The organism is Glycomyces rhizosphaerae (assembly GCF_042647865.1).
In the GTDB taxonomy this organism is placed as follows: Bacteria; Actinomycetota; Actinomycetes; order Mycobacteriales; family Micromonosporaceae; genus Glycomyces; species Glycomyces rhizosphaerae.
On sequence record NZ_JBHRWO010000021.1, the window covers coordinates 361,221 to 383,223 of the forward strand.

A 22,003-nucleotide genomic window follows, 5' to 3' on the forward strand; every position below is an offset into this window, starting at 1 on the left:
GGTCCTTCGAAGGCGGGGTCACCCAGTCTAAGCAGACCCGTCCATCCGAGCCGCCTCGCCGCTGTCGAACCAGCGGCGGCCCTCCCGGCCGTAGACGCACCGTAGGACGATCGCCTGGATGATGAGGGAAGGTGCGGCGGCGCCGAGGATGATCATTATCAGGCCCGGCGCCCAAGTCGTGAATGGAATGGTCACAGCGGTGAAGCCGACCAGCACCGACGTTCCGATGATTATCGTGGTCCGCGCTCGGCGGTCCGCCCGGCCGGCCCAGCGGTTGGTGAAGTAGGCGTAGGTGAAGATCGCGGCGAAGCCGACGGCCCAGGCCAAGGGGATCGCGAACCCGGCGGCATCCTCATTCCAGTTGAATCGCTCGGCAGCCCAGGAGATCGCGGCGAGGAGCGGAAATCCGAATGAACAGTTCCCGCAGATCATGACCAGCACCACCTGCACCCCGGTGAGGACCCGCATGGTGCTGATGGCCTTCGGCCAATCGGGACTGGGTACGGGCCGAAGCAGGATCGGCGACTCGGGATCGAATGCGGCCGTCTCCGGCTCGCGGTCGGGGTCTGGGGCAGGGGGCGTTGGTTCCATGGGGGTCCGTTCATGAAGGCTAATTGAACGTGTTCAAGATTGAACATGTTCAACTTAGCTCGTGTCGGCCCTTAGTGGGAAGAGTGGATCCCTGTGAGCTGCGCCCGCCTCCTGGCGGGCACACCAAAACGGCCCCGCGCCTGGGCGGAGCCGTTCGGGTGGTGCGGTGGTCAGGAGCTGAGGGCGTACCTCAAGGCCTCGAAGACCGTCTCGTCTTGGTACTGGTAGCCGTTGGCCTGCAAGGCTCCTGGCTTGATCTTCGCGCCTCGCAGGAGCTCGACGGCGGCCTCTCCGGCGACGATCTTGACCGCCCAGCCGGGGATGATCCAGGGGGTCGGGCGGTGGAGGGCCGCTCCCAGGGCCTTGGTGAACTCGCGGTTCGTCGCAGGGTTGGGGCCGACCATGTTCACGGGGCCGCGGATCGTCTCGTCCTCGATCGCGGTCACCGCGGCGCCCACCCAGTCGCGCAGGGAGATCCACGGCAGATATTGGCGTCCGCTGCCGAAGCGGCCTCCTAGGAAGCACTTCCAAAAAGGGACGAACCGATCCAGGAGGACGCTCTCCGGACCCAGCACGTGCCCGGTGCGCAGGCGCGCGACTCGGGCGCCCGACTCCTCCGCAGGGGCCGTCGCCGATTCCCACTTCAGGCAGAGGCGCCCGAGGAAGTCGGCCGCGGCCGGGGTGGACTCGTCCACTTCGACGTCCGCGCGGTCGCCGTACCAGCCCGCCGCCGAGGCGTTCACCATCACCGGGACCTTGGCCGCCGCCACCGCTTCGGCGAGGACCCTGGTCGGGATCACGCGGCTCGCCTCGATGCGCTTCTTGTAGGCGGCGTTCCAGCGCTGGCCGCCCACGTTGATGCCGCAGAGGTTCACGACCGCGTCAACCCCGTCGAGGACCTCCGGGTCGAGGGCCTCTTTATAAGGGTCCCAGCGAATCTCGTTCTCCTCGTCGGGACGGTGGCGCACCAGCCGTACGAGGTCGTGGCCTTCGCCCAGGCCTTCGAGGGCCTTCATCAGGGACTTGCCGAGATAGCCGCTCGACCCGGCGATGACGATCCGCATACCCACAGCCTATGGCCTCGGCTCGCGGTACCAGTCTTGAACCTGGGTGCGGAGATTCGGCGCCTGCAGTTCCGCGTTCTGCTGGATCGCCGCGAGGGTCTGCGCGGCCAGTGCCCGCCGCCATTCGAGTTCGGCGCCGCGCATGGCGGTGTCGATCGCGCACGGGGCGCGGAAGGTCGAGGCGGGTTCGTCGCCCCAGACTCCGTGTTGGCGGATCTCGGCGCACTGGAACGCCTCGGCGGGGCCTTCGATCGCGGTGAGCACGTCCATGAGGGTGATGTCCTTGAGGCTCTTGGCGAGGCGGAAGCCGCCCTTCTTGCCCGCGGTGGAGGTGAGGATCCCGGCTTTGACGAGCGGTTGGAGCTGCTTGTTGAGGTATGCGGGCGGCAGGCCGTACCCGGCGGCGAGCCGGGCAGTGGAGACGGGCGCGTCGACGCCCATCCAGTCTAGGAGGAGGCAGCAGTGCGCGGCCCATTCGACGCCTTCGCTGATCTTCATAATCTCGATCTTAGCTGTCCTGGTTAGGGGTGGGTGCCTGTCTAGTGTTCCCTGTCTGGGCATGAGTTTCGGCATGCGGCCCTCGGTTGCGGATCTTTATCTAGACATGTAATATCTAGATATGAGTTCCGGCGGATGCCGGAACAGCACCAGAGGAGCACAGCATGAGCACCATCCCCGCGCCCGTCGTCGCCCGCGCCGCCACCGCCGAGCGGCTCGCCCACGCCCAGCAGTCGGTCATGACCCTGCTCGCCGACTCCTCGGAGACCGGCGGGGCCCTCTCCGTCCACCGCTCGACCTTCCCGAACGGCGGCGACGGCGCGCCCTCGCACTTCCACACCGACGCCAGCGAATCGCTGTTCGTCATCTCCGGGCGGCTCCAGGTCCTCACCGGCGACGAGGTCATCGTCCTGGAGGCGGGGGACTTCGTGACGATCCCGCCGGGCCTGCCGCACGCCTTCGGTGCCGCCGCCGGGCACGACGCCGACGTCCTCGCCGTGTTCACCCCGGCCGCCGACCGGTTCGACTACTACCGGCTCCTCGAACGCGTCAACGCAGGAGAAGCAGACCCGGCCGAGATCCCGGCTTCGGGCGAGCGGTACGACAACCACTACGTCGCCAGCGAGGCATGGCAGCGCGCCCGTTCGGGGGAGTAGACGCCGAACGGCCGCACCAACTTGAGTGGTGCGGCCGTTGGCTTAGCTCTAGAGACCCAGCCTGTTGAGGTTCAAGGTGCCGAGGCGGCTGCGCCACGGCACGTCGGCCTTGATCCCGGCCAGCACCGAGCGCTGGAGGGTGTTGTCCTGCGGCAGTTCCTCGACGGGGGTGTCCTCGGTTCGCATGAACACGAAGCGCCACAGGTCGGTCCGGTTGCCCACCGGGCCGCCGTCTCCTTCGAGGTCGAACAGGGCCCCGAAACCGGGGATGTTCGACCGCTCGGGCAGCCAGTCGCGCAGCTGCGGGTCGAGCAGCCACGAGTCGCACTTGAACACCAGCTCCTCGGGCCCGTCGTAGCGCTCGGGGAAGACCGCCGGGAAGAACTCCAGGGCCCATTCGGTCGAGTCGCGTACGGCGTCGAGGGTGAGCGGTCCGCCTTCGCCGCGGATGTGCATGCCCACGAACGGCTCCGGGTCGGGTCCCTCGACGCAGAACTGGAGCCGCCCGAGCTGGTAGAGCGCCCCGCGCACGTGACCGGTGAACCAGTTCGCGACGTCGAGCCCGGCCCTGCCGTAGATCCGCCGGTTGAGCCGCAGTTTCTCGCCGACGTCGACCAGGACCTTGCGCGAGAGGTCCTCGTCGATGCCGCGTTCGCGGTGGTACGCGAGCATGTCGGGGACGGCCGCGAGCAGCGGGTACAGGCCCAGCAGCGAGTGCGGCTCGGTGACCTTGGGCCACGAGAGCCATTTCTTCCCGCCCATGTCGGCGGCGATCGACTGGTAGAGCCGGTCGGCCAGTTCGCGCGCGTCGTCGTCGAGCGCACCGAGGGCCTTCACGGCGTCGTCGGCGTCTTCTGCGTCGGCCCCGCACCAGCCGAGGAGGAGTTCGGAAACGTCGGCGGCGTCGGGCTCGGGGTACGCCTTGACGGCGCCGGGCTGCGGCAGGTCCTGAGTCACCGGCCTATGTCACCACGCCGAGACCCCCGGCGGCAACATCGGGTCGGTCACCTTAGTCTGGGCTTTGTGCGACGGTTGCTGACGCCCCCATGGCTCGTCCTCCACTTCTTCGCGGTGGTGTTGACGGTCGCCTTCGGGCTGCTCGGCTGGTGGCAGCTCTCCCGCGCCCAGGGCGGCAACGCCATCAGCTGGGGCTACGCCTTCGAGTGGCCGCTGTTCGCGCTGTTCACGCTCGCGCTGTGGATTCGGCAGATGCGCCTTGAACTGCGCAAGGACCGTCCCGAGGACGAGGGGCCCCGCCGCGGGAAGCCCGAGCCGCCGCCGATGATCTCGCCTTTCGAGAGCGACATTCTCAAGGCCCGCACCGAAATCGAATCCCAGGGGAGCCACGCATGAACGCCGCTCTGAAACGCTTCCGGATCGTCGCCTGGATCGTCGGCACGTTCCTGATCCTGCTGATGTTCGTGGCGATGCCGCTCAAGTACTTCGGCGGCAACGACTTCCTGGTGACGGCGATCAGCCCGATCCACGGCCTCTGCTACATGGTCTACCTGGTGCTCGCCTTCCACCTCACCCAGCAGGCGGGCTGGAAGTTCTGGCCGCAGACGGTGGGCCTCATGCTCGGCGGCACGATCCCGGTCTACTCGTTCTTCGTGGAGCGCTGGGCGCACCGCAAGATCCTCGCGGAGCACCCGCAGGCCGCCGACCCGAAGATCCGGACCGAAGAGAGCGTCTGAGCGGCAGCGAAAAAGCCCGGCGAACGGTCGCCGGGCTTTACTCGTTCTCTCAGACCTGCAGGGCGGACCCGGCCTTGAACGTGTCCCAGTCGAGGCTCCAGGCGGTGAACCCGTCGCCCTGCGGCACGTCGATGCCGGTGTTCTTCACGACGACCGGGTCGCCCCAGCGCACGAAGTTGTAGAGCCACTCGCCCATCTCGTCGGAGACGTTGAGGCACCCGTGGGAGCCGTTCGAGACGCCGAGGCGGTCGGCCGCCCAGGGCGCGCCGTGGATGAACTGGCCCGAGAAGGTCAGGCGCATCGCCCACTTGACGTCGGTCTCGTAGTCGTAGAGGTCGGAGACGAAGGTCGACTCCTCCTCGCGGCTCATGATGGTCATGGTGCCGGAGAACGAACGCGCGTCGTTCCCGTCGATCTCCCTGGCGCCCAAGGAGATCGGGATGGTCTGCACGATGGAGCCGTCGCGGAAGGCCCGCATCTGCTTGGTCTCGTCGTCCGCCTCCAGGTACCGCGCCTCGGCGTCGGTCGCGAAGGAGGTCTCGGCGTCGAACTCGCCGTAGCGGCCGTCGCCGAGGTCGAGGCCGCCGAGGGCGAGCCGCACCGAGACGGCGGTGTTCGGCTGCCAGTACTCCTTCGGCCGGTACTCCAGGGCGCGCCCGGTGATCCAGTGCCAGGAGCCCTCCTGCGCCGGTTCGGAGGTCACGAAGAGGCGCCGCTCGACCGAGGCGCGCTTGTCCTCGGGGATCTCGTAGTCGCTGAAGCGGAACGCGAGGATCGCGCCCTGCCCGACCGTGGAGTCCTGCCCGGGCAGGTAGTTCTCGATCGTGACCCGGTTCCCCGGAGAGGCGATCGTGGTGAACGTCGAGGTCGCGGTGGCCGTGAGACCCTCCGCGTCGTCGGCGGTCACGGTGGCCGTGTAGGTGCCCTCCCACGCGAGCGGGCTGCTCGGGACCCAGGTGGTCCCGTCGGGGTGCATGGCCCCTTCGACCTCGGCGCCGTCGGCGTCGGTGAGCTTGAACTCCTTGAACTCGCCGGCTTCGACGGTCCAGGCGATCTCGGTCGCCGCGGTCGCGTCGGTGGCGCCGTCGGCGGGCGTGATCTGCACCTTCGCGGCGCTCTGCGGTTCCTCGGCGGACTCGCCGTCCCCGCCGATGGTGCCGGATTCCTTCGTGCAGGCCGCCGCGAGGCCCACAGCTGCGAGGCCGCCGGCGGCCAGCGCGCCGCGGCGGGTGAGAGAGGATCGTCCGAACGTCATGAACCCAAGTTACACAGGGGCGGCGACACGCTGTCTACTTCGCACCTGTGAGTTCTGCGGCTCCGCGGAGCGGCCGCAGGTCAGCGCATGCTCAGGTGCACATGGTTGGTGTGGTCGGAGGAGGGGTCGCCGTAGGCGCCGGTATAGGACTTCCATCCGTTCCCGGGGAACCAGATCTGGCGGTACCAGATGACGTACTGCACGCCCAGTGCGTCGGAGTTCTCGATGAGCCAGGCGGCGAGGTTCTGCCCGTAGTCGTAGTCGTCGCCTCCGGCGTCGCCGCCGAAACCGCCGGGTTCGGAGGAGAAGTCGCAGGCCCGGCCCTTGGGGTGCTCGCCGGAGCCGGACGGGCGGTAGCAGGAGACGAACCGGGTGAACCCGGCGATCTGGGCCTGCTCCAAGGCGTGGAGGGTGCGCGGGGTGAGGCACCCGTCGGCCGGGGTGGGGTCGTCCTCGGTGCAGCCGCCGTCGTCGCCTTCGAACGGCTCGGCCGCGGGGGCGTCGGAGGCGGTCGGGCCGTTGGCGTCGTCGCCGCCGCTGGCGGCGAGCTCGCGGGCAGCCTCGTCGCGGGCGTCCTCCATCTCCGCGGCGGTGTCCTCCTGCTGCTCGATGTTGTCCGCGAGGGTCTGGCGGGTCGCCTCGATCTCCTCGAGCCGCGTGAGCAGGTCCTTGAGCCGGACGGCACGGGATTCGCCGAGGAACTGCAGCAGCTCCATGGCGGCGATGGCGTCCTGCGGGTTACCCGAGGCCATGAGCGCGGTCGTGGACTGGAGGTCGGAGGTGGTGGACGCGACGTAGGCGTACTCCTCCAGCTCGACCCGGAGTGCCGCGGCCTCGACTTCGGAGTCGGCCAGCTCCTGCTCCAGGTCTTCCTGCTCCTGCTTCAGCGAGTCCAGTTCGTCCTGCGCGTCGAGGTAAGCGGCGATGGCGTCGCTGAGCTCGGCCGAGGCGCCTTCCTCGCCCTCCTGCGCGGCGGACTGCGAGGCGGGCGCGACCAGGAAGACCACGCCTGCCAGTGCGACGATGGGGAGCGAGAGCACCCGCTTCGCGCCGCTGAGGAACGAGGGTGCGCCGCTGCCGCGCGCGTTGGAGGAAGTACCGGCGTTCAAGGCTTGAGGTCCTTCGGTTGCTCGGAGCCGAGTGGACGGGATGGTCGGCGTACAGCGTAGAACGGGAAGATTCCTCAGTCGCATCGGGTCATTCGACGTTACCGCTGGTAGTCGTCGAATCACCGGTATTCGGTTTGCGTTATGGCGTGGCTAACTTGCGGGCCGTTCATCTTCGTTCCGCCTGCTAGGATTGTTCGAATTCGAACCAGCCGTCCGGGCGGGTGCCGAACACGAGGAGAGGAGGGGCCGCCGATGAGCGCGGGCGATTTCGAGAGCCGCTGGCTCGCTCCCGACGTGAACGCCGTCTGGACCCGTTTCCTCACGGTCACCCACCGCCTCGAGCACCACATCGACCGGCGGCTCCAGGAGCAGCACGGCATCACCCACACCCAGTACGAGATCCTCGTGCGCCTGGCCGACAGCGACGAACGCGCGGCGCGCATGAGCGACCTCGCCGACCGCATCGTGACCGCCAAGAGCGCGGTCACCTACCAGGTCAACAAGCTCTCCGAGATGGGCCTGGTCGAGCGGCACAAGTGCGACCGCGACAACCGCGGCGTCTGGGTCAAGCTCACCGCGGCCGGTGCCGAGCGCCTCGAGAAGGCCGCCCCGTGCATCCTCACGCTGGTGCGCGAGCTGTTCCTCGACGCGATCAACTGCGACCAGGCCGCCGAGCTCGACAAGCTCCTGGGCACCTGGTCGGACAACCTCGACGACCACGACCGCAACCCGATCGGCCATCCCGGCCATCGGGGCCCGGAGAGCGCGTAAACGCTTTCGGTGCGCCCCGCCGGTGTAAGACTCGCAGACGGTGCGTGCCGGTGTAGGGTCAGGCCGTGCCGAGCTTTCCGCGTCCTGAGACGACCGTCCCCTACCGAGTCGACGGCCTCGCCGACCTGCTCCCCGAGGCCAAGGACCTGGACTTCGCCCTCACCGGGGTGAGCCTCGCGGCCGGCGCCGTCGAGCCCGGCGACCTCTTCGCGGCCCTGCCCGGCGCCAACCGGCACGGCGCCGAGTTCGCCGCACAGGCCCTCGAACGCGGCGCGGTGTGCGTGCTGACCGACGAACGCGGCGCCGAACTCGTCGGCGGCCTCCTTCCGGTCCTCGTCACCGAGCATCCGCGCACGCTGACCGGCGAGGTCGCCGCCCGCGTCTGGGGCCGCCCGTCCGAGCGCCTGAACCTCCTCGGGATCACCGGCACCAACGGCAAGACCTCCACCGCCTACCTGGTCGAGGCCGGCCTGTCCTATGCCGGGCGCACCACCGGGATCATCGGCACCGTCGAGACCCGCATCGCCGGGGAGCGCATCGAGTCCGCGCGCACCACCCCCGAAGCCCCCGAACTGCAGTCGCTGCTCGCCGTCGCCGTCGAGAAGGGCGTCACGGACGTGGTCATGGAGGTCTCCAGCCACGCCCTCGTGCTCGGGCGCGTCGAAGGCTGCCGCTTCCGCGCCGCCGGATTCACCATGTTCGGCACCGACCACCTCGACTTCCACTCCGACCTCGACGACTACTTCGAGGCCAAGGCCCGGCTGTTCGACGGCCGCGCCGAGATCGAGGTCCTCAACGCCGACGACAAGCGCGTCGCGACCCTCGCCACGAGGGAGAACCTCGACTTCTCCCTGACCGACCCGGGCGCCGACTACTTCGTATCGGACCTCGTCTCCGACGGCTTCACCCAGACCTTCCACCTCAAGACCCCGAGCGGCCAAGGCGACGGATTCGTCAACATGCCCGGCCGCCACAACGTCGCCAACGCCGCGCTCGCCGTCGCCCTCCTCGAAGCGGCCGACGTCGACACCGAGACCGCCCTCGCCGGGGTCGCCTCCTGCACCGGCGTGCCCGGCCGCATGGAACTGGTCTCCGGTGACAACCCGGTGCGCGGCGTCGTCGACTACGCCCACAAGCCCGAGGCCATCACCGCCGTCCTCGAGACCCTCCGCGACTCCACCCCCGGCAAGGTCATCGCGATCCTCGGCGCCGGCGGCGACCGCGACCGCTCCAAGCGCCCCCTCATGGGCGCCGCCGCCGCGCACGCCGCGGACCTGGTCATCGTCACCGACGACAACCCCCGCACCGAAGACCCCGCGTGCATCCGCGACGACGTGGCCGCCGCCGTCCAGGGCGTGCCCTGCCGTAATATCCCGGGACGGGAGGCCGCCGTTCTGGAGGCCGCCGCCCTCGCCCGCCCCGGCGACACCATCGCCCTCCTCGGCAAGGGCCACGAGACCGTCACCGAGACCGCCGCGGGGCCGGTGGCGAGCGACGACCGGGTGCTCCTGGCCGACGCATTGCGGGACGTCTCACTGAAACCCGCGCACAACGTTGAAGCGTGATAGTCCCGTACACCGCCCGCACCCACAACAGGAGGAGTCAGCCGCGTGATCCCCATGAGCCTGGCCGAGGTCGCCGCCGTCATGGACGGCAAGCTCAGCGAGACGGCCGATCCTGAAGCGGTCGTCACCGGCGGCGTCGAGTACGACTCCCGCAAAGCCGGGCCCGGCGGACTGTTCCTGGCGATCCCCGGCGACAAGGTCGACGGCCACGACTTCGCCGCGAAGGCCCGCGCCCAGGGGGCGCTCGCGACCATCGCCACCCGCCCGATCGACAGCCCCGCGATCTACGTGGACAACGGCATCGACGCTTTGACGAAACTCGCCAAGCACGTCGCCGCCGCGTCGAAGGCGACCATCATCGGCATCACCGGCTCCAACGGCAAGACCTCCACCAAGGACCTCATCGGTCAGCTGTGCGCCGACCTCGGGCCCACCGTGGCCACCGAAGGCAACTTCAACAACGAGCTCGGCCACCCGTACACGGTCTGCCGCACCACGCCCGACACCGAGTACCTCGTCCTCGAACTCGCCGCCCGCGGGCTCGGCCACATCACGCAGCTGTGCGAGATCGCCCCGCCCACGATCGGCGTGGTCCTCAACGTCGGCATCTCCCACCTCGACGGGTTCGGCTCCATCGAGACCACCGCGAAGGCGAAGTCGGAGCTGCCCGGCTTCCTCGGCGCCGACGACACGGTGTTCCTCAACGCCGACGACCCGCGCGTCGACCGCATGGCGGACGTCTCCCGCGCCACCGCCTACCGCTACGGCCTCCAAGGAAACGCCGACATCACCGCCGTCGAGGTCGAACCCGGCGACGGCCGCCACGCCTTCACCCTCGTCACCCCCGACGGCCGCGCCCGCGTCCAACTGCGGCTGTGGGGCGACCACCACGTCTACAACGCGCTCGCCGCCGCCGGCGTCCTGTGGAAGCTCGGCCAGACCGCCGAGAAGATCGCCGAGGGCCTGTCCCGCGCCGGTCGGCTCTCCGAGCGCCGCATGGACGTCTTCACCCGCCCCGACGGCACCACCGTCATCGACGACTCCTACAACGCCAACCCCGCCTCGATGGGCGCGGCCGTCCGCACCCTCGGGCAGTTCCCCACCGAGGGCCGCCGCATCGCGGTCCTCGGCCTGATGGCCGACCTCGAAGAGCAGAGCGAGACCTGCCACCGCCGCCTCGGCGAACAGGCCCGCGAAGCCGGCATCGACGAGGTCATCGCCGTCGCCGAAGGCACCGAACCCATCGTCGAAGGTGCCGAAGGCGTCACCGCTACCCACGTACCCGATCAAGCCGCAGCCATCGCGCTGCTGCGCAGCCGGCTGCGCCCCGGCGACGCCGTCCTGGTGAAGGGCTCCCGATACCGGACCTGGGACGTCGCCGACTACCTGCGCGCCAAGGAGGACCAAGACCAGTGAGAGCAGTAATCGTCGCCGCGTTCGTGGCGTTCGCGCTCACCATGGCGCTCACGCCCCTCGCGGCCAAGCTTTTCCGCCGCTTGAAGGCGGGACAGCCCATCCGCAGCGACGGCCCCCAGACCCACCTCGCCAAGGCCGGAACCCCCACCATGGGCGGCGTCGTCTTCATCTTCACCACCGTGCTCGCCTACGTGGCCGGCCACCTCGTCCTCATGGCGCTGCCCGAAGAGGTCGACGGGATCACCCTCAACCGCCCGACCGGATTCACCGCCACCGGTATCGTCCTCATCGGACTGTTCGTCACTTGCGGCTTCGTCGGCTTCATCGACGACTGGCTCAAGATCCGCCGCAAGCACTCCGGCGGCATCTCCGGCAAGGCCAAGGTCGTCGGCCTCACCATTGCCGCCACCGCCTTCGGCTTCATGGCCGTCTACTACACCGGCTCGATCGACTCCAAGGAGATCTCCGAGACCGTCGCCACCCCGTACCTCTCCTTCACCAGCGATATCGGCCCGAACCTCACCAAGGTCGGCATGGTCGTGCTAATCGTCCTCCTCGTCAACGCCACCGCCAACGGCGTCAACCTCACCGACGGCCTCGACGGCCTCGCCACCGGCGCCTCCATGATGGCTTTCGTCGCGTTCGTGGTCATCGGCTTCTGGGAGTACCGCCACTGGTGCGGCGGCGCCCAGCCCGCCGACAACCTCTGCTACGACGTGCGCGATCCCCTTGAGATCGCCCTCATCGCCGGCGCCGCGGCCGGGGCCATGTTCGGCTTCCTGTGGTGGAACACCTCGCCCGCCCAGATCTTCATGGGCGACTCCGGGTCCCTTAGCCTCGGCGCGCTCATCGCCGGACTCGCGTTCGCCTCCAAGACGATCCTGCTCCTGCCGATCCTCGGCGCGCTGTTCGTCATCACCACCGCCAGCGTCATGATCCAGGTGACGAGCTTCAAACTCACCGGCAGGCGCGTCTTCAGGATGTCGCCGATCCAGCACCACTTCGAAATCGGCGAGAACCGCTGGTCCGAAGTCACCATCGTGGTCCGCTTCTGGATCATCGCCGGCATCTGCACCGCGCTCGCCCTCGGCTTCTTCTTCGCCGACTTCCTGCGGATTGCGGGCTAGGGATGAGGATCGCCGACAACGTGCTCGTAGCCGGGGCCCGCGTCGCCGGGTCCGCGTGCGCCGAAGTCCTCCTCGAACGCGGCGCCTCGGTCACCGTCTACGACCGCGACGACTCCGAACGGCTCCACGCGCTCGCCGCCCGCGGCGCGACCTGCATCATCGCCAACGAGTTCGACATCGAACTGCTCAACGGCATCGAGCAGGTCGTCCTCTCCCCGGGCTTCCCGCCGCACCACCCCATCGCCCGCGCCGCCGCGGTCGCCGGGATCGAGACGTTCTCCGAACCCGAACTCGCCTGGCGCCTCAGGGAACCCGGCGCCGCGCGCTGGCTCGCCGTCACCGGCACCAACGGCAAGACCACCACCACGACGATGCTCGCCGCGATGCTCGAGACCGCCGGCCTGCGCACCGCCGCGCTCGGCAACATCGGCGTCCCGCTCGTGCGTGCCGCCAACGGCCCCTTCGACGTCATCGCCGTCGAACTCTCCAGCTACCAGCTCCACTGGTCCTCCGAGCTCGCCCCCACCGCCGGGGCCGTGCTCAACCTCGCGCCCGACCACCTCGACTGGCACGGCAGCTTCGACGCCTACGCCGAAGCCAAGGCCGCCGTCTGGCGCGGCGGCAAAGCCGTCGTCAACCTCGACGACCCGTCCGTCGTCGCCCTCGCCAAGCACGTCGACGCCGAGGTCACCGGGTTCACCCTCAACCACCCCGAACCCGGCCAGTTCGGTGTGGCCCTGGGCTTCCTCGTCGACTACACCGGCCCCGAACCGGTCCAGATCTGCTCCGTGGACGACGTGCGCCCGGCCGGCTGGCACAACGTCGCGAACGCCCTCGCCGCCGCCGCGCTCGCGCGCCAGGTCGGCGTCTCCCATCAGGAGATCGGCGACGCCCTGCGCAAGTACGTCCCCGAACCGCACCGCAACGTCACCATCACCGAATCCGGCGGGGTCACCTGGGTCGACGACTCCAAGGCCACCAACCCGCACGCCGCCGCCGCCGCGCTCGCCTCGTACGACTCGATCGTGTGGGTCGCCGGAGGCCAGCTCAAAGGCGTCGACGTCGACGGCCTCGTCGCCCAGTACGCCCCCAAGATGCGCGCCGCCGTCCTCATCGGACAGGACCGGGCGCTCGTGGCCGACGCGCTGGCGCGACACGCCCCGGACCTCCCGGTGGTCGTGCTCGACGGCCGCGACGATGCGGTCATGACCGAAGTCGCCGCCCGCGCCGTGGAATTCGCCGAACCGGGGGACACGGTGCTCCTGTCCCCGGCCGGGGCCTCCTACGACATGTTCACCTCGTACGCCCACCGCGGCGACGCGTTCGCCGCCGCCGCAAGGGCACTGCTTGAGGGTGAGGCCGAGTGAGGAGCGGGTTCACCGAGTTGCTGCGCGGCCTGCTCGACCGGCCGCTCGCCTCGTACTACCTGCTGCTCTCCTCTTCGGCGCTGCTGCTCACCATCGGGCTCGTGATGGTCTTCTCGGCCACCATGGTCGAGTCGTACCGGGCCACCGGCACCGCGTTCGCGATCATCCTCCAGCAGGTGATCTGGGCCGTGGTGGGCCTCGTCTGCTTCTGGGTGGCCCAGCGCCTCCCGTCCCGCACCTACCGGGCCATATCCCGGCCGCTCCTGGTCGTCTCGATGCTGCTCGGCCTCGTGCTGGTCGTCATGTCGATCCGCCAGAAGCAGCAGGAGGCGGCCGGCGGGGACGGCACCGGGGGCCTCGCCACCGACCAGCTGTGGATCGACCTGGGGCCCGTCCAGTTCCAGCCCGCCGAGATCGCCAAGTTCGCGCTGCTCCTGTGGGCCGCCGACTCGCTCGTGCGCCTCGGCCCGCGCATCGCCTCCTGGCGCGAGCTCGCGATCCCGATGTTCCCGATCGCCGGGGCCCTGATGATCGTCATCGGCTACGCCGACCTCGGCACCATGCTCATCATCCTGGCGATGTTCATCGGACTCCTGTGGGCCTCGGGCGTGCCGCTGCGCATCCTCGGCGTCCTCCTCGGCATCGGCCTGCTCGGCTCCGCCGTCCTCATCGCGTTCGAGGGCTACCGGATGCAGCGCATCATCTCCTTCTCGCGACCCGAGGACTTCGCCGACACCTGGGGCTACCAGGCCATCCAGGGCTACTACGCGATCGCCGACGGCGGATGGTTCGGCGTCGGGCTCGGCGAGAGCCGCCAGAAATGGGAATGGCTCCCCAACGGCCACAACGACTTCATCTTCGCGCTCATCGCCGAGGAGCTCGGCGTCGTCGGCTGCCTGGTGATCCTCTCGCTGTTCGCCGTGCTCGTCTACACGGGCTTCCGCATCGCGCGCCGCTCCGACGACCCGTTCCGGGCGCTCGTCGCCGCGGGCGTCACCATCTGGCTCGCCGGCCAGGCCTTCATCAACATCGGCGGCGTCCTCGGGCTCATCCCCATGACCGGGGTCCCGCTGCCGTTCATCTCCGACGGCGGCACCGCGCTCGTCGTCGTGCTCGCGGCCGTGGGCATGCTCGCCGGGTTCGCGCGTGCCGAACCCGACGCGGCCCAGGCGCTGCGGGCCCGCAATCCCTCGCGTCTCGTACGCTTGCTGTGGGCCCCCCTGCCGCCCGCACCCCGCTCGGAGTCCGACTCCGAGACCTCCAAGAAAACTACGACCAGAAAGACATGACGTTGCCTCAGCTTCGATCGGTCGTCCTCGCCGGCGGCGGCACCGGCGGCCACATCTACCCGCTCCTGGCCTTCGCCGACTGCCTGCGCCGACACGACCCCCACGTCCGCGTCACGTGCCTCGGCACGGAGAAGGGCCTGGAGAACGACCTCATCCCCAAGGCCGGCTACGACCTGCGCAACGTCCCGGCCCACCAGCTGCCCCGCAAGGTGAACATCGACCTGCTGCTCACCGCGCCCCGCATGCTCAAGGCCATGAAGGCCACCCGCGACGTCATGGACGAGGTCCAGGCCGACGTCGTGATCGGCTTCGGCGGCTACGTGGCCGTCCCCGCCTACCTCGCCGCCTGGCGCCGCAAGACCCCCATGGTCATCTTCGAGTTCAACGACCCGCCCGGCGTCGCCAACAAGATGGCCCTCAAGTTCAGCGACAACCTCGCGCTCGGCTTCCCGCACCTGCCGCAGGCCTCGCCGATCCTCGCCGACGGCACCGTCACCGGCGTGCCGCTGCGACCCGAGATCAGCCACCTCGACCGCAACGCCATGCGCGCCCAGGCCTGCCAGTACTTCGGGCTCGACCCGCGGCGCCCCGTGCTGTTCGTCTACGGCGGCTCCCAAGGCGCGGCGTCGATCAACAACGCCGTCTCCGGTGCGGCCCAAGCGCTCACGCACCGCGGCGTCCAGGTCCTGCACATCACCGGCGCGCGCCGCGACGAACCGATCCACATCCCCGAGGGCCTGCCCGTCCCGTACCGGACGCTGCCCTACCTCGACCGCATGGACCTCGGCTACGCCGCCGCCGACATGGTGCTCGCCCGCGGCGGCTCCATGACCGTCGCCGAAGTCTCCGCCCTCGGCGTGCCCACCGTCTTCGTCCCGATGCCCTGGGGCAACAAGGAGCAGTACCGCAACGCGGGTCCCGTGGTGGAGGCCGGCGGCGCGATGTTCTGCGACGACGAAGCGCTCAACCCCTCCTGGATCGAGGCGAACCTCATCCCGGTCATCACCGACCCGCACCGGGTCGCGGCGATGTCCCGGGCCTCGGCCGCGTTCGGCAGCCGCACCGGCGACGAGGCGCTGCGCAACTACACATTGAAAGTGCTGGAGCAGGCATGAGCGATCCAAACGACCTGACGAGCCCCATCGACGAGGGCATCACCGCAGAGGACCTCGGCCGCACGCTGTTCATCGGTGTCGGCGGCGTCGGCATGAACGGCCTGACCCGGCTCTATGCGACCCGCGGCCTGCCCGTGTCCGGCTCTGAGACCAAGGAATGGCCGAGCCTGCCCGAACTCGAACGCCTTGGTGTCACGCTCCACCGCGAGCACGTCAAGTCCAACTTGGACGGCATCGACACTGTGGTCCGCTCCACTGCCATCAACGACAAGCACCTCGAAGTCGTGGAAGCCCGTGAGCGCGGCATCCGCGTCTACCACCGCTCCGAGGCGCTCGCGGCCGCGATGACCGGCCGCCGCTCCATCGTCGTCACCGGCACCCACGGCAAGACCACCACGACGGCGATCATCTCGCAGATGCTCGCGCACGCCGGTCTCGATCCGTCCTATGTGAACGGCGGCGAGAACATCGGCGCCCACACCGGCGCGCACGGGAACGGCGAGTACTTCGTGGCCGAGGCCGACGAATCCGACCGCTCGTTCCTGCGCTTCCGCCCCGAGATCGGCATCGTCACCAACATCGACGTCGACCACCTGAACACTTACGGCGACATGGACTCCCTCACGGAGGCCTTCGAGCGCTTCTGCCGCAACACGGACAAGGACGGCCTGCTCGTCCTCTGCGCCGACAACCCCGGCACGCTCGCGCTCGCGAAGACCCTCCGCGGCGAAGGCCGCACCGTCGCCACGTACGGCTTCTCGGACGGCGCCGACATCCAGCTCGGCGAAGTGGAATCGGGCAAGGACGGCGTCGACTACACCGTGCTCGCCCACAACCAGCTGCTCGGCCGCTTCCACCTCCCGATGCCCGGCAAGCACATCGCGCTCAACTCGGCCGCCGCGATCGCCGTGGGCCTGTACGTCGGCCTCGAACCGGAGGCCGTCGCCGAAGGCATCGCCGCCTTCGGAGGCGTCAAGCGCCGCTTCGAGAAGCGCGGTGAGATCGACGGCTACGCGGTCTTCGACGAGTACGCCTACCACCCGACGGCGATGACCGAGGCCATCAAGACCCTCAAAGAGGTCGCCGCCCCCGGCAAGCTCATCGTGGTCTTCATGCCCTACCGCGTCTACCGCACCGTCGAGATGCGCGAGGACATCGCCGAAGCGCTCGCCCTGGCCGACAAGGCCGTGGTCATGGAGATCTTCGGCCCCGGCGAGGCCATCCCCGAAGGCCAAGGCGGCCAGAAGCTCGCCGACATCATCGACCTCCCCGACGAGGACAAGGTCTTCGTCGCCGAATGGGACGACGTGCCCGCCGCAGTGAAGGCCCTCGCGGCCGAAGGCGACGTGGTCGTCACCATGGGCGCCCCGCCCGTTCAGCTGATGCCGGACGACCTGCTGCGCTGAGCTGCGGACAGGCCCGGTTCACGGCAGCGATCTCGAGCCGTTGACCGGGCCGTCACCGATTCGGGCGCAATGCGATCGCGCGGGACCGGTCCCGCGCAACCTGACGTGGCATGTCGGTGACAGCCCGTGGTCGAAGGGCAAGTACCACAAGCCGATACGATCGGTGGCCCGCCAGTTGGACCGGCACGCGTCCGAGGGGTACGAAGCCGGTACCGAACCCTTCCTCTTCGTCTTCCCGGAGCACGCGGGCGCTTTCGGTCCGGACATCTGGGTCGCCGATGTCGACCTGATCGATATCGACTCGAATCGGTTGCCCGGCGAGGCTCTGTCTCTGGTCGGAGAATTGACCTCGCCTGCCACGCGCGACAATGATCTCAATGAGAAGGTCGCCATCTACGGGCGCGCGGGCGTACCGGTCTACCTGCTGTTCGACATGAAGGAACAGGTGCTCACCGTTTATTCCGATCCCTCGGAGCGGCGGGGCTATCAGACGCAGGTCGCCGTTGAATTCGGTCTGTCCGTCCGCATTCCCGAACCTTTCGATTTCGAACTCGACACTGCCTTCAAACGCAATCAGGTCTGACTAAGTCCCAGGGGCGGCCGTTGCGCCAGTAGCCCATGAACGCGCCGCATTCCTTGGGCAGGCCCAGTTCCTTGCGGATGGTGAAGCGCAGGGTCTTGACCACGCCGGTCTCGGCGGCGATCCAGACGTAGGCGTCGCTCTCGGCGACCGCTTCCGGTGCCTCCCAGATCATCTCGTCTTCGTTCTCTTCGAACTGCGAGCTCTTGGCGAAGTCCATCGCGCGCGCCGCTTCGGTGACCGCGGGAATCAGGCGGTCGCCCCACACCGCGCCCTCGCGGGGGAGCCACACGACCTCCACGTCGGCCGGGGTGTCGAGCTCGAGGGCGTCCGCGGCCTCGGGGACTTCGATGAAGACCTTGCCACGCGCGGTGACCGGGAGGTCTTCGAGGATCGCCGCGATCGCGGGAGCGGCGGTCTCGTCGCCGGCGATGAGGAGCTGGGCCCCTTCGGGCGCATAGAAGTCGATGCCGCCGTGCGGGCCGTCCCAGCGGGCGTCCGGGCCGAGCAGGAGCAGTTCGTCGCCGACCGCCGCGTCCCGGATCCAGCGCAGCGCCGGGCCGCATTCGTCGTCGCTGTGCGCCTCGTGCACCACCATGTCGACGTCGACCTCCCCGAGGGTCCGGCGGACCGCGCGGACGGTGTACGTGCGGACGCCGCACTGCTCTTCCTCTGGCAGCGCGCGCAGTTCCGAGTACCACCGGTCGCTCGTGGGCATCTTGTCGAAGCCGCAGGACGGGGCCGGGAAGATCACTTTGAAACGCTGGTCGTAGCCGTTGTCGGCGAAGTGGGCGAGCGTGGCGCCCGCGAAGGTGACCCGTATGAAGGAGGGGCTCAACCGTTGCAGCGCTTGCACTTTCACGGGGAACAGCTCGAAGGGTCGGACGGCGGTCCCGGTCTGTTCCTCAGTCTGTGTCGCCACTCGGCACTCCTCCTCGGTAATAAGGTTTGCCTTACCTTATCTGAAGGGTCGGGCGTGCCGCCACCGTCGCATGGCCGGGACGTGGAATCATCGACCCATGCGCGGCCCAGAGAACACCTCCGAGCCCGGCCCTTGGCGGCTCGTCCACGTGATGCGCCGCAGACTGCCCAATCGGCGCTTGCGGTGGATCACGATCGGCATGCTCGCCGTTCTCGTGCTGGCCTTCGTGATCGTGTGGACCACGCCCCTGTTCGAGGTGAAGCGGATCGAGGTCACCGGCACCTCTGTGCTCGAACCCGAAGAGGTCGCCGCGCTCGGCAGGGACTCGCTGGGGCGCTCGGTGCTCGGCGCCGATCTCGACGCGATCGCGAACGCGGTCGCCGCACTCGCTCCCGTCAAATCCGTGGACGTGACCCGCTCGTGGCCCGATGCGGTCAGCGTCGCCGTCACCGAACGCGAGCCTTATATGGCCGTTCCGGTGGATGACGAGACTTTTCTCATGGTCGATTCAGAAGGTGTGGTATTCGACGAGACCGCGTCCGCTCCGGGAACTATTTGGAGGGTCGAGCTCGAGGATCCGGGACCCGACGACCTGGCCACGATCGAGACCCTCACAGTGCTGCAGGCACTCCCGTCCGGTATCGCCGACGAGGTGGAACACGTGGCCTCGCCGTCCCCGGCCGGGGTCACCCTGTATCTCGATGATGGACGGACGCTGCGATGGGGCGACGGCTCTGAAAGCGAGCAGAAAGCCGAGGTCGCCGATCGATTGTTGGCAGGGGGGTACGAACATGTCGATGTCAGCGCACCAGATGCCCCCACTGTGAGTTAGCGTTAAGGGGGGAGCGGGTGTGCACGCACATCCCGTTTGCCGTACCCAGGGCCGAAGGGGAAGGAAGGCAGCAGCGATGACACCACCGCACAACTACCTCGCCGTGATCAAAGTCGTTGGAGTCGGAGGCGGCGGCGTCAATGCTGTCAACCGGATGATCGAGGCGGGCCTCAAGGGCGTCGAGTTCATCGCCATCAACACCGATGCTCAGGCGCTCTTGATGAGTGACGCCGACGTCAAGCTCGACGTGGGCCGCGAACTGACCCGAGGGCTCGGCGCGGGCGCCAACCCCGAGGTCGGCGCCAAGGCCTGCGAGGACCACCGCGACGAGATCGAAGAAGTCCTCAAGGGAGCGGACATGGTGTTCGTGACCTGCGGCGAGGGCGGCGGCACCGGCACCGGTGGCGCGCCCGTCATCGCCAACATCGCCCGCAAGCTCGGCGCGCTCACGATCGGCGTGGTCACTCGGCCGTTCGCCTTCGAGGGCAAGCGCCGCCAGACCCAGGCCGTGTCGGGAATAGAGGATCTGCGCAATGAGTGCGACACCCTCATAGTCATCCCGAACGACCGCCTGCTCCACCTCGGCGACCGCACCATCTCCATGATGGACGCGTTCCGCCTCGCCGACCAGGTGCTGCTGTCCGGTGTCCAGGGCATCACGGACCTCATCACCACACCGGGCCTCATCAACCTCGACTTCGCGGACGTCAAGAGCGTCATGAGCGGAGCGGGTTCGGCGCTCATGGGCATAGGTTCGGCCCGCGGTGAGAACCGCGCCGTCGAGGCCGCCCGCGCGGCGATCGAGTCGCCGCTGCTGGAGCAGAGCATGGAGGGCGCGCGCGGCGTGCTCCTTTCCATCGCAGGCGGTTCGGACCTCGGCCTGTTCGAGATCAACGACGCGGCCGAGCTCGTCTCCGACTGCGCGCACACGGACGCGAACATCATCTTCGGCGCGGTCATCGACGACGCCCTCGGCGAAGAAGCCCGCGTGACGGTGATCGCCGCCGGGTTCGACGTGGAGGACGAGGCCGAATTCGAACTGGCCCAGCCCACCCGGATCACGGCGCTGCCCGAGCAGAAGCCCGAGCCGGTGCGCGAGACCAAGCCCGAGCCCGAGCGCGAGTCGGGCAACGGCAAGGTCCTGTTCGACGACGTGGACGTTCCCTCCTTCCTCAAAGAAGGCTTCTAGCGGTGACGGACCGTCGAGACGATATGGCCCTCAAGGGGGTACCGATCTCGACGGACCGTCGCCCGCAGCCGACACCACCGCCAACCGGCTAGGACCACTCTCTTGACCACCCAATCGCGTCGAGTCCAGTTGCAGGAGAACCTGAACCGGACGCGCGAGGCCATCGCGGCCGCCTGCGTCGACGCCGGCCGCTCCCCGGACTCGGTCCGCCTCATCGCCGTCACCAAGACGTTCCCGGCTTCCGACGCCGCCGCTCTCGTCGAGCTCGGCCAGACCGATCTCGGCGAGAACCGCGACCAGGAGGCCCATCCGAAGGCCGTCGACCTCGCCGCCCGAGGCTTGGAACCGGTGTGGCACTTCGTCGGGCAGCTCCAGCGCAACAAGGCCCGGTCCGTGGCGTCCTACGCGGACTGGGTCCACTCGGTCGACCGCATCACCCTTGCGAGTGCACTTGACGCCGCGGCGACCGCTCACGGCCGCAACCTGAACGCGCTCATCCAGGTGAGCCTCGACGGCGACGTCTCGCGCGGCGGGGTGCTCGTCGCCGACCTCGAAGGCCTCGCCGAGCGGATCGCCGACGCGCCCTCGATTCACCTAAAAGGGGTCATGGCGGTGGCCCCGATCGGCTGGGAGCCCGCCAAAGCCTTTGCGCTGCTTGCCGAATGTTCCGAGACCGTCAAGCGCACCGACCCCGGTGCGGTCGAGATCTCGGCGGGCATGAGCGGCGACTACCAGGCCGCCATCGCGGCTGGGGCCACAATGGTCAGACTGGGCAGAAACGTGCTCGGCGAACGTGAATCGATGGCGTAAGGTATGGGGCAGAAGTGGGAATACGGCCACACGACGACGTCTGATTAGTCGGGCAAAAACACATCCGTGTAAGGAGTCGGCGCTAGGATGAGACCGCGTACCTGACTCAACAGGGGCGGCCCGAGGAGGGAGCACGATCGATGGGCGCGATGCGGAAGGCAGGCATCTGGCTCGGCCTCATCGAGGACGAGGACGATCGCGGCTACAGCAACGGCTACGAAGAGAGCGACGAGTTCGCCGAGGAGCAGCAGGCACCCCAGCGGGTGCGGGGCGCGCAGCGCACCACCGGCCGGGTCGGCCGGAGCGTCGAGGACCGCAGCCCCGTCCGCCAGCTCAACCGCGGCTCCGGTTCGGTGACCCCGCTGTCGCGTGACAATCTCACCCGCGACAATCTCGCCCTGGCCGAGCCCGCCACCGTGCGGCCGGTCCCGGCGGAGGAGGAGTCGCACGCGAACTACCGCATAACCACGCTGCACCCGACCACGTACAACGAGGCGCGGACCATCGGCGAGCGCTACCGCGACGGCACCCCGGTCATCATGAACCTCTCGGAGATGGAAGAGGCCGACGCCAAGCGTCTGGTCGACTTCGCGGCGGGCCTCATCTTCGGCACCCGCGGGTCCTTCGAGCGGGTGACAAACCGCGTGTTCTTGCTCTCGCCGCCGCACGTCCAAGTCACTGCCGAGGACAAGGCCAAGATCGCCGAGGGCGGGTTCTTCAACCAGTCCTGACCTGAGGGATACACTG

22 protein-coding genes and 1 pseudogene are annotated in these 22,003 nt (G+C 68.8%); 16 read left to right on the plus strand and 7 right to left on the minus strand.

Annotated elements, in window-relative coordinates:
- Window positions 1-27: 27 nt before the first annotated feature.
- The 3 genes from ACFO8M_RS21970 to ACFO8M_RS21980 all read right to left on the minus strand — a co-directional run bounded on the left by ACFO8M_RS21970 (window position 28) and on the right by ACFO8M_RS21980 (window position 2,153).
- Window positions 28-591 carry an MFS transporter gene (locus tag ACFO8M_RS21970; protein WP_387979601.1) on the minus strand — a complete coding sequence of 188 codons (564 nt, stop codon included), beginning with the start codon at window positions 589-591 and terminating at the stop codon, window positions 28-30.
- Between the two features lie 170 nt (window positions 592-761).
- Window positions 762-1,655, minus strand: a complete 894-nt coding sequence (locus ACFO8M_RS21975) for a TIGR01777 family oxidoreductase (protein ID WP_387979603.1) — start codon at window positions 1,653-1,655, stop codon at window positions 762-764.
- A 9-nt stretch (window positions 1,656-1,664) separates the two neighbouring features.
- The gene (locus ACFO8M_RS21980; RefSeq protein WP_387979605.1) at window positions 1,665-2,153 is read right to left on the minus strand and encodes an RrF2 family transcriptional regulator; all 489 of its coding nucleotides are present in this window, start codon (window positions 2,151-2,153) and stop codon (window positions 1,665-1,667) included.
- Between the two features lie 164 nt (window positions 2,154-2,317).
- Between ACFO8M_RS21980 and ACFO8M_RS21985 the strand changes: the two genes are divergently transcribed.
- On the plus strand, window positions 2,318-2,809 hold the full coding sequence (locus ACFO8M_RS21985) for a cupin domain-containing protein (protein WP_387979606.1): 492 nt from the start codon (window positions 2,318-2,320) through the stop codon (window positions 2,807-2,809).
- A 48-nt stretch (window positions 2,810-2,857) separates the two neighbouring features.
- Here the strand turns inward: ACFO8M_RS21985 and ACFO8M_RS21990 are convergent, their stop codons facing one another.
- The gene (locus tag ACFO8M_RS21990; RefSeq protein WP_387979608.1) at window positions 2,858-3,766 is read right to left on the minus strand and encodes an acyltransferase domain-containing protein; all 909 of its coding nucleotides are present in this window, start codon (window positions 3,764-3,766) and stop codon (window positions 2,858-2,860) included.
- A gap of 66 nt (window positions 3,767-3,832) precedes the next feature.
- Here ACFO8M_RS21990 and ACFO8M_RS21995 point away from each other — a divergent pair, with 66 nt between their 5' ends.
- Both ACFO8M_RS21995 and ACFO8M_RS22000 read left to right on the plus strand, forming a co-directional pair.
- Entirely contained in the window at window positions 3,833-4,162 is a 330-nt protein-coding gene (locus ACFO8M_RS21995) for a hypothetical protein (protein ID WP_387979610.1), read from the plus strand.
- Window positions 4,159-4,503: a DUF3817 domain-containing protein gene (locus ACFO8M_RS22000; RefSeq protein WP_387979612.1), complete on the plus strand. Its 345-nt coding sequence runs from the start codon at window positions 4,159-4,161 to the stop codon at window positions 4,501-4,503. The genes ACFO8M_RS21995 and ACFO8M_RS22000 overlap by 4 nt, the downstream gene beginning before the upstream one ends.
- 49 nt (window positions 4,504-4,552) lie before the next feature.
- On the opposite strand, the gene ACFO8M_RS22005 is transcribed toward ACFO8M_RS22000, so the two are convergent.
- Both ACFO8M_RS22005 and ACFO8M_RS22010 read right to left on the minus strand, forming a co-directional pair.
- Entirely contained in the window at window positions 4,553-5,758 is a 1,206-nt protein-coding gene (locus ACFO8M_RS22005) for a L,D-transpeptidase (protein ID WP_387979614.1), read from the minus strand.
- An 80-nt stretch (window positions 5,759-5,838) separates the two neighbouring features.
- Complete coding sequence (locus ACFO8M_RS22010) at window positions 5,839-6,867, minus strand: hypothetical protein (protein WP_387979616.1); 1,029 nt, start codon at window positions 6,865-6,867, stop codon at window positions 5,839-5,841.
- Window positions 6,868-7,119: 252 nt separating this feature from the next.
- Between ACFO8M_RS22010 and ACFO8M_RS22015 the strand changes: the two genes are divergently transcribed.
- The 9 genes from ACFO8M_RS22015 (at window position 7,120) to ACFO8M_RS22055 (ending at window position 17,506) form a co-directional block, all read left to right on the plus strand.
- Window positions 7,120-7,638: a MarR family winged helix-turn-helix transcriptional regulator gene (locus ACFO8M_RS22015; protein WP_387979618.1), complete on the plus strand. Its 519-nt coding sequence runs from the start codon at window positions 7,120-7,122 to the stop codon at window positions 7,636-7,638.
- Between the two features lie 65 nt (window positions 7,639-7,703).
- Entirely contained in the window at window positions 7,704-9,203 is a 1,500-nt protein-coding gene (locus ACFO8M_RS22020; protein WP_387979620.1) for a UDP-N-acetylmuramoyl-L-alanyl-D-glutamate--2,6-diaminopimelate ligase, read from the plus strand.
- A 45-nt stretch (window positions 9,204-9,248) separates the two neighbouring features.
- A complete protein-coding gene (locus tag ACFO8M_RS22025) occupies window positions 9,249-10,619 on the plus strand; it encodes a UDP-N-acetylmuramoyl-tripeptide--D-alanyl-D-alanine ligase (protein ID WP_387979622.1) in 1,371 nt (456 codons plus the stop codon).
- Window positions 10,616-11,746, plus strand: coding sequence for a phospho-N-acetylmuramoyl-pentapeptide-transferase (gene mraY, locus ACFO8M_RS22030; protein WP_387979624.1), 1,131 nt, complete (start codon window positions 10,616-10,618; stop codon window positions 11,744-11,746). Before ACFO8M_RS22025 ends, mraY begins: the two co-directional genes overlap by 4 nt.
- A 2-nt stretch (window positions 11,747-11,748) precedes the next feature.
- Window positions 11,749-13,113 carry a UDP-N-acetylmuramoyl-L-alanine--D-glutamate ligase gene (gene murD / locus ACFO8M_RS22035; protein ID WP_387979626.1) on the plus strand — a complete coding sequence of 455 codons (1,365 nt, stop codon included), beginning with the start codon at window positions 11,749-11,751 and terminating at the stop codon, window positions 13,111-13,113.
- Complete coding sequence (gene ftsW, locus ACFO8M_RS22040) at window positions 13,110-14,402, plus strand: putative lipid II flippase FtsW (protein WP_387979628.1); 1,293 nt, start codon at window positions 13,110-13,112, stop codon at window positions 14,400-14,402. Before murD ends, ftsW begins: the two co-directional genes overlap by 4 nt.
- A 2-nt stretch (window positions 14,403-14,404) precedes the next feature.
- Window positions 14,405-15,517 carry a UDP-N-acetylglucosamine--N-acetylmuramyl-(pentapeptide) pyrophosphoryl-undecaprenol N-acetylglucosamine transferase gene (locus ACFO8M_RS22045; protein ID WP_387979630.1) on the plus strand — a complete coding sequence of 371 codons (1,113 nt, stop codon included), beginning with the start codon at window positions 14,405-14,407 and terminating at the stop codon, window positions 15,515-15,517.
- Window positions 15,514-16,923 carry a UDP-N-acetylmuramate--L-alanine ligase gene (gene murC / locus ACFO8M_RS22050; RefSeq protein ID WP_387979632.1) on the plus strand — a complete coding sequence of 470 codons (1,410 nt, stop codon included), beginning with the start codon at window positions 15,514-15,516 and terminating at the stop codon, window positions 16,921-16,923. The genes ACFO8M_RS22045 and murC overlap by 4 nt, the downstream gene beginning before the upstream one ends.
- Before the next feature lie 163 nt (window positions 16,924-17,086).
- Window positions 17,087-17,506, plus strand: a complete 420-nt coding sequence (locus tag ACFO8M_RS22055) for a Uma2 family endonuclease (RefSeq protein WP_387979633.1) — start codon at window positions 17,087-17,089, stop codon at window positions 17,504-17,506.
- Here the strand turns inward: ACFO8M_RS22055 and ACFO8M_RS22060 are convergent.
- Window positions 17,487-18,425 (minus strand): siderophore-interacting protein, encoded by a 939-nt coding sequence (locus tag ACFO8M_RS22060; protein ID WP_387979635.1) that lies wholly within the window; start codon window positions 18,423-18,425, stop codon window positions 17,487-17,489. The genes ACFO8M_RS22055 and ACFO8M_RS22060 overlap by 20 nt on opposite strands.
- A 97-nt stretch (window positions 18,426-18,522) precedes the next feature.
- Here ACFO8M_RS22060 and ACFO8M_RS22065 point away from each other — a divergent pair, with 97 nt between their 5' ends.
- From ACFO8M_RS22065 to ACFO8M_RS22080, 4 genes and pseudogenes are all read left to right on the plus strand, one after another.
- Window positions 18,523-19,257 (plus strand): cell division protein FtsQ/DivIB, encoded by a 735-nt coding sequence (locus ACFO8M_RS22065; RefSeq protein WP_387979637.1) that lies wholly within the window; start codon window positions 18,523-18,525, stop codon window positions 19,255-19,257.
- A 76-nt stretch (window positions 19,258-19,333) separates the two neighbouring features.
- Window positions 19,334-20,279 (plus strand): annotated as a pseudogene (gene ftsZ, locus ACFO8M_RS22070) (cell division protein FtsZ); the annotation flags it as partial.
- Window positions 20,280-20,548: 269 nt separating this feature from the next.
- A complete protein-coding gene (locus ACFO8M_RS22075; protein ID WP_387979638.1) occupies window positions 20,549-21,256 on the plus strand; it encodes a YggS family pyridoxal phosphate-dependent enzyme in 708 nt (235 codons plus the stop codon).
- A 140-nt stretch (window positions 21,257-21,396) separates the two neighbouring features.
- The gene (locus ACFO8M_RS22080) at window positions 21,397-21,987 is read left to right on the plus strand and encodes a cell division protein SepF (RefSeq protein WP_387979640.1); all 591 of its coding nucleotides are present in this window, start codon (window positions 21,397-21,399) and stop codon (window positions 21,985-21,987) included.
- Window positions 21,988-22,003: the final 16 nt, after the last annotated feature.

What these genes read in the sequence shown, in the direction of transcription:
- murC (WP_387979632.1), top strand. Translation starts at nt 15,514, where the DNA reads ATGAGCGATCCAAACGACCTGACGAGCCCCATCGACGAGGGCATCACC.
- ACFO8M_RS21980 (WP_387979605.1), bottom strand. Translation starts at nt 2,153, where the DNA reads ATGAAGATCAGCGAAGGCGTCGAATGGGCCGCGCACTGCTGCCTCCTC.
- ACFO8M_RS22015 (WP_387979618.1), top strand. Translation starts at nt 7,120, where the DNA reads ATGAGCGCGGGCGATTTCGAGAGCCGCTGGCTCGCTCCCGACGTGAAC.
- ACFO8M_RS22080 (WP_387979640.1), top strand. Translation starts at nt 21,397, where the DNA reads ATGGGCGCGATGCGGAAGGCAGGCATCTGGCTCGGCCTCATCGAGGAC.
- murD (WP_387979626.1), top strand. Translation starts at nt 11,749, where the DNA reads ATGAGGATCGCCGACAACGTGCTCGTAGCCGGGGCCCGCGTCGCCGGG.
- ACFO8M_RS21975 (WP_387979603.1), bottom strand. Translation starts at nt 1,655, where the DNA reads ATGCGGATCGTCATCGCCGGGTCGAGCGGCTATCTCGGCAAGTCCCTG.
- ACFO8M_RS21970 (WP_387979601.1), bottom strand. Translation starts at nt 591, where the DNA reads ATGGAACCAACGCCCCCTGCCCCAGACCCCGACCGCGAGCCGGAGACG.
- ACFO8M_RS21985 (WP_387979606.1), top strand. Translation starts at nt 2,318, where the DNA reads ATGAGCACCATCCCCGCGCCCGTCGTCGCCCGCGCCGCCACCGCCGAG.
- ACFO8M_RS22065 (WP_387979637.1), top strand. Translation starts at nt 18,523, where the DNA reads ATGCGCGGCCCAGAGAACACCTCCGAGCCCGGCCCTTGGCGGCTCGTC.
- ACFO8M_RS22005 (WP_387979614.1), bottom strand. Translation starts at nt 5,758, where the DNA reads ATGACGTTCGGACGATCCTCTCTCACCCGCCGCGGCGCGCTGGCCGCC.
- ACFO8M_RS22000 (WP_387979612.1), top strand. Translation starts at nt 4,159, where the DNA reads ATGAACGCCGCTCTGAAACGCTTCCGGATCGTCGCCTGGATCGTCGGC.